At 52.1% G+C, this 6189-nt stretch carries 3 protein-coding genes and 1 pseudogene; all 4 read right to left on the bottom strand.

The features are described 5' to 3' along the window. Positions 1-1831: pseudogene (locus tag LKK83_RS29445) on the bottom strand (hypothetical protein); the annotation flags it as partial. Positions 1832-2213: 382 nt separating this feature from the next. Beyond that, positions 2214-4148 carry a cation:proton antiporter gene (locus LKK83_RS29440; protein ID WP_324635028.1) on the bottom strand — a complete coding sequence of 645 codons (1935 nt, stop codon included), beginning with the start codon at positions 4146-4148 and terminating at the stop codon, positions 2214-2216. A 514-nt stretch (positions 4149-4662) separates the two neighbouring features. After that, positions 4663-4926 (bottom strand): hypothetical protein, encoded by a 264-nt coding sequence (locus LKK83_RS29435; protein WP_324635027.1) that lies wholly within the window; start codon positions 4924-4926, stop codon positions 4663-4665. A 201-nt stretch (positions 4927-5127) separates the two neighbouring features. Continuing rightward, positions 5128-5508, bottom strand: coding sequence for a hypothetical protein (locus LKK83_RS29430; protein WP_324635026.1), 381 nt, complete (start codon positions 5506-5508; stop codon positions 5128-5130). Between the last annotated feature and the right edge of the window lie 681 nt (positions 5509-6189).

Below are 6189 nucleotides of genomic sequence, written 5' to 3'. Positions count from 1 at the left end.
CATCACTGGGTTGCGACTCCACATCGGGTAATTCTAATTGCTCATCCCTGGGCGGTGTCCCATCCAACGGTTCCTCAGTGGTGGGTTGCGATTCCACATCGGGTAATTCTAATGGACTATCGTCTCTGGGTGTAGCATCTAAAGGTTGGAGCGGAGTGCCCGGGGAAGGGCTTGCATCTGACGGTTGAGAAGATGCATTCGTGCAATTTTGCTCATTGTAGGAAAACTCGAAAGAGTATTGATAAACCGTCGGCTTACTGGTAGCGGGAAAGGCTCCTTGCTCGATAATCCAGTTGCGGGCAAATGTATCGAGGATATCTTCTCCCGTACTGAGCAAGCGTCGCGGGCCATCGATAATCTGGCCTTGAGAATCCACAAACACGCCAAAGGTACCGCGACCTTGCAGTTTGCGATCGCAAGCTTCGGGGGGATAAGAATTCCTCACCGTTCTCGGTGATTTAGTTTCGAGTTCGGGGTATTGCTGCTTGAGATTGCTCACCCAAGTGGTATAGGCGATCGCCCCTTCCGTCATCGCCATTTGCACATCATCAGTGGCATTGAACTCTTGTTGGCGATTTTGTTGTCGATATTCTTCGCGCAGTTGGCGCAAGCGGGCCAACAGCGGATCGTCGGGACTCATCCCTTGGGTTTGCCCCTCCGGGTCATTGGACGAGGGCGGATTCGACTCTGGCGAGGTTCCCGGGGACAGAGGCGCAGCCGCGATTTGCCGTTCTTCCTGTTGTTGACGATATTCTTCGCGCAGTTGACGATTATGCTCGAACATATCGGTCATCCGACCCGAATCTGCATTATTTTCCGTTGTTGTAGAAGCAGACTGAGACGGCGCAGAATCCGAGGGGGTTGGCGCAGAATCCGAGTCCCCCAAATTGCTGTTTTGCGCTGGATTGTTCAAATCCGACGCACTCCCTTGAGGTGGGGGAGATGTCGCCGTTCTTGGCTCTTCAAACGCATCCGGGCGAAATCCTGGCGGGAGTCCACGGGGTAACGTTTCCCCAGCGTTAAAGCCAGTGAAAGGTTGTTGCGGGGAGTTCGGGGTATTCGGGCGGACATCCAGGAGGAAATCCGAGGAATCCACCCGTTGGTTCATGCCCTGTGGCGGGAGAGAAGACTGCTGCGGCGATCGCGAGTTTGTCGTCCCCTGAGGCCAAGGTTGAGGCGGTGGGGGTGGCGGCAGTTCTTGCGGGGGGGGCGGCACTTCTTGGGGGATAAACGCCTGTTCCTGCCCGGGGCTGCCCTCAATTTGAAATTCTTGCTGCATTTGCGGTTCCCTTTGCTGGGGTTCCGGTTCTGGCAGTTCCACCGACGCCGAGGGTTGCCCAAAATAAGGCGTGGGCGAGGGATACTCTTCTAACGAGGGCAAAGGCGGGTTGATTTCCCCCAAATCCGGCGGCGGAGGGATATCCAGAGGCATCTGGTAAAGCGAGGAGGTATTCGGCAGGGTGAGGGGTTCAAAGGGTTCCTCTTCCCCGGGTTCGGGGGTAGGCGGCGTGGGCGGCAATTCGGGAAGCGCGCCTAACGCCAAAGAAGTGGACGAAGAATTGGGTTGTGTCGGATCTCCAGGCAGGTTTCCCGGTGTGCCCGAAACATTGGGCAAGCGGCTGAGTTCTTCCGGCGTTAACTCAACCAAATCTACAGTTGTCCAGGGATTCGCTTGGTTAGAGGTCATGGGTAAGCGATCCCAACTTATCCCCACAACGCCGTGCAGACCCACTGAGGCCAAAATGGCCACCACAGTGGGCTGAGATAAGGTGTGGAGTAAGTTTTTTTTCGGCAAGGAATAGGACATGGCTGGTACGCTTGGGTCACTCATAGCAAGCTGCGCTGGAGGGGAAGCAGTAAAAACGCCTCCCGCTTTATCTTAGCTTTAAGATTGGCGAGATTTGCAGGGGTTCCACCCCGGGTATTGTTTGCCCTCGCTCCGGCGGCGCGATCGCGCCTCGATGGAATCGCCCTCTGATTGCTGAGGAATTGATTCGGCAGCGGTTTGGGGTTATCCCCGTTTTTTTAGGATAATTTTACAGCGAGTCCTGGTGACAGGAGTCAACTATCGGCTCAGGGGGAAGTCAGGTTCCGGATTGCCATCGATATGGGGAGTTCGGGTTTGGCAATTCACCCGGCGCGGTGAGTCGCGATCGCGCCGCCTAGGGGAGAAAGGGTGGCGGCGCTCTCTTGAGTGGTGCGAGGCCACATCGTTATAAGTCTGCCGAGACTTTATCAAACGCCTTGTCTAACGCCGGGGAAGACAAAGGGACTTCCTCCACCGTGGGCAGTTTTTCCAGGGTAAGGCGAGACTGACTCGCACCGGAGAGGCGTTTGAGCAATTTTGGTTTGGGGTCGTGCAGCAGGTAAATAATGCGATCGCCCGGTTGCCAAGTATCCGAGGCGGACACCACGAGAAACTGATTCCCCCGTTCGATGGCTAACGGCACCAGTTCTCCAGACCTCATCAAGGCTTGCAAATGCGCCTGCTGAAAGGCAAAACCCGGTTCTTTCAGGACGGTTTCCCCCAATTTCACCTGACCGTCATTGATGTACTGATTCCAGTTTTTAAGCTGCACGGTAGGCACAAAGGCATGCTGAATTTTAGTCTTTTTCGTCTGATTGCCAGACTTCTCCACCACAGGGTCGCGAGGAAATAACGCCAACACCCTAGGCGGGCCAAATTCTTCCACCGCGCGCTGTGCCAACACCAGATTCACTTCTCCATTGCTGGTCATGGCGAGAAAGGTGCCCATTGAATCGAGTCCGGCAACTTCTAGGACTTCGGTATCCAGGGCTGAGCTTAAGAATACCCGCAAATCTTCCTGTGCGGCTTCCTGACAAGCTTCGGGATTGGTATCGAGCAGCACCACGGACTCGCCGCGTTCTTTCAACAAGCGGGCAATCAATCGACTCATGGGGTTGGATCCGACGATAATCGCCCCGGTGGCTTTGGTGGACATCACGCCGAGCACTCTCGCCACGATGCGAGCGCTTAACCCTTGCATGACCACGGTAACAATAATGGTCAGGAAAACCAAGGCTTTGATGGAGTCCCCCCCATTGATACCGCGATCGGTCAGCAAAATCGAAAATAAGGAAGCCACGGACGCCGAAACGATTCCTTTCGGGCCGATCCAGCTTACAAATAGTTTTTGTCGCCAGTTGAGTTTGCTATTCCAGGTGCAAAGCCACACGTTAATCGGGCGCACCAAGAACATCAGTGCCAACACCGTCACCACACTGCCCCATCCCAGGGCAACCACACTGGCAAGGGACAAATCCGCCGCCAGGAGGATAAACAGCACGGAAACGGCGAGAATGGTTAACTGGCCTTTAAACCGTCGCAAAAGGCGTTCTTCGGGCAAGGAGGAGGCCCGCAGAACGATGCCGGCAACTACCGTGGCCATCAGTCCGGATTCTCCTCGGATATCTTGGGCTAAGCCAAACAGTCCCCAAAGTCCGGCTAACACTACTAGGTTTTTCAGGTCTTCGGAGAGAAAATGGGCTTTTTTCAAGCAGTAGCCTAGCAACCAGCCGCCTAATGCCCCGATCGCGCTGCCAATTCCCAGGCGAATGGTCAGTCCGGCGATCAGTCTCAGGGGATCGGCATCCCCATTCAAAATCACGTCTAAGACTAACACCGCCAAAATGGCTCCTACCGGGTCGATTAAGACCCCTTCTCCTTCCAGCAAGGCAGCTACGGGGCGCTCCACCTGAACTTGTTTGAGCAATGGTCCGATCACTGTCGGTCCGGTGACGACCACTAAGGAGGCGTACAAAAACGCGATCGGCCAGGGGAATTCACTGTACATATGTGCAGCAATGCCGCCGCCAATCAGGGTTATGAGGGTTCCGATGGTCACGAGGTTCCGCAAGCTACCGGACACTTTGTCCAGGTCTCGCAGTTCGAGATTGAGTCCTCCTTCGAACAAAATTAATGCCACTGATAGGCTGACGATGACTTCTAGACCATCGCCCAACAGGTGGGGATGCAGCAATCCGAACCCATCTGGCCCTAACAGGATGCCAAACAGCAGCAAAAATACAATCCCTGGAATTTTTAGGTAGTCGGCCAGCACTTGCGCGCTGATGCCTGCGATTACGGTCAGCACCATCAGCAGGGTAATGTCAAAAGGCATATCCATAGGCGTGATAAAGCGAGCGGTCATCGAGCTTCAGGTTTAAACGCCTCATTCTCCGGTGGCGATTGGCTTGGTTCTCTTTGAATGGGCGAATAAACAAGCGGGCGATCGCGCTATTAGTGTTGGAGCGAGACGCCTTATAGCCAAGGTACAACGTTTGGTAAAATTATGAATTTAGGTTGAATTCAAACGATCCATGAGAATGGCGATCGGAGCCGCACTCCCCGATCGCTTCTGGTTTGTGGAATTTTTCTACTCGGTTTGTTCACTTCCGGATATCGACAAGGAAATACCCCATCTTACTCATTAGGCTGTTTTGCAGACTATCATACCACACGGGGGAAGATAAACGCGCCATCGGCTTGAATGGGGGAGTCTGGGGAGGATAAAGCACCTGGGGTAGCCACAGCATCAGTTGATTCGTGCAATCGATCGCTCAAATGGGAACGAACTTTTTTACCCAGATCTCATCCTCCCTTTGAAAGACCCACTCCCCCCCCCCTCTCAGCAAATCGCTTTACTCTTCAGCAAAGGAGCGATCGACGCTCGAAAGAAAGATCGGTTCGACCCGAATGCCCAGGATGCTCACGGGTCTTACCACCATGTACTCTCCTTGAGAGGTTTTGATCGGTACGTTGATGAACTCTTTCCCCTCGGAGTTGGGGACTAAGACTCCTTGATACCACTTCTGGAAATCTTGAATACTCGGAAAACGTACCTGTTCTCTGTGACCCCCTTCCAAAAGGAGGTAAACGCCAATATAGTCTGGAGTTCTCGGCATATGGCTAAATTTATCTTGAAAGCACCGAGATTATTATGATCCGCTCTGGGGCAAATGATTCGTTGTTTTTTCGCGCACCTTTAATCTCCTTTCCCTGTCATCAAAATATTAAATCCCTGGAATGGGGTCTCAAAGACCAAGGGCAAAATCTGACGCAATTCAGTCTCGTTCTTAAACTGCACCTGTTGATACCGGGGCAAATCAAAGCCATACACCCCCCCCCCTCGTCTCCCGCCTTTCCTGGGCGGCGAGCAATAGTTCCGGCGCTTGCTCTGTAGGGCATATCCTACTTCTACGCAGACTTGCAGACTGGAAATCAGTTGCGGTGGATCCCCTTCTACCCTGGCGATCGCCGCGATCTCCGCGATCGCCAGCAAACTTTTGCCGGGTTTTCACATTTTCTCGCCGCTCCACCGCATCGGTTCTTCGCAGCGATCGCACCGCACTCTCTAACCGCAAAGAAAACCGCGATCGGCGATTGATTTCTTCTAGTACGCTCTCGATAGCCTCGCGCAACACTTCGCTCGACTCCGGATATTCCGCTTGCGAACACAGGAAAATCGTTGGCTCGGTCTGCGCCATTACATCCTGCTTGCTAAAATAAATTTCGTGACTGATTAAATCAATATTGGAAATCGCTGTGCCGCCATTCCTCTCAATATAAAATTCCCCAGGTTCCCCTTCTAAATACCGCTGAAATTACTCCCACTGCTTCACCTATTCCCTCTCTTCTAAAAATTCGCCTCGCCACCCGGTTTTTCCCCGCTATTTTTGCTCGATTGCAAATCTTGTCTGCGCTTATCTATTTCCTGTATTGGCTCCTATTCCTCAAATTAAACCCTTTATCACACAATTTTTGTGAGTTTTAATCCTTTCAAATCTTTGTTTAAAATTATTTTAATAACCAACTTTACCGAGTCTATGTAAATTTATTTTTTCCGCCTAAAATATTTTTGTGGCATTCTTTTGATTAAACCCCGGATAAAATCCCTTAGTTTTTGCAATTAAATTATCGCCAACATCCCTGTTTTTTATAAGTGGAATAGGAAAAATATAGCAGTTCTCATATAGGTGAGGTAACGAATTTTTTACTTCGGAGGTGCAAGCGCGGTTGGGACTATTTGGCTGCGGATCGCATCAAGAAAGAGACCTGCTCTATTTCACCACCACCACGCGATCGGCGGGAAAAAACTATCCCGATAAGCGCAATAGTTGTTTATCCCTAGTCCAACCCCAGGGATGGAAAAACTATCCCGATAAGCG

Source organism: Phormidium sp. CCY1219, from assembly GCF_035615515.1.
Taxonomy (GTDB): domain Bacteria; phylum Cyanobacteriota; class Cyanobacteriia; order Cyanobacteriales; family Laspinemataceae; genus CCY1219.
This window is presented reverse-complemented; position numbering and strand designations above follow the sequence as displayed.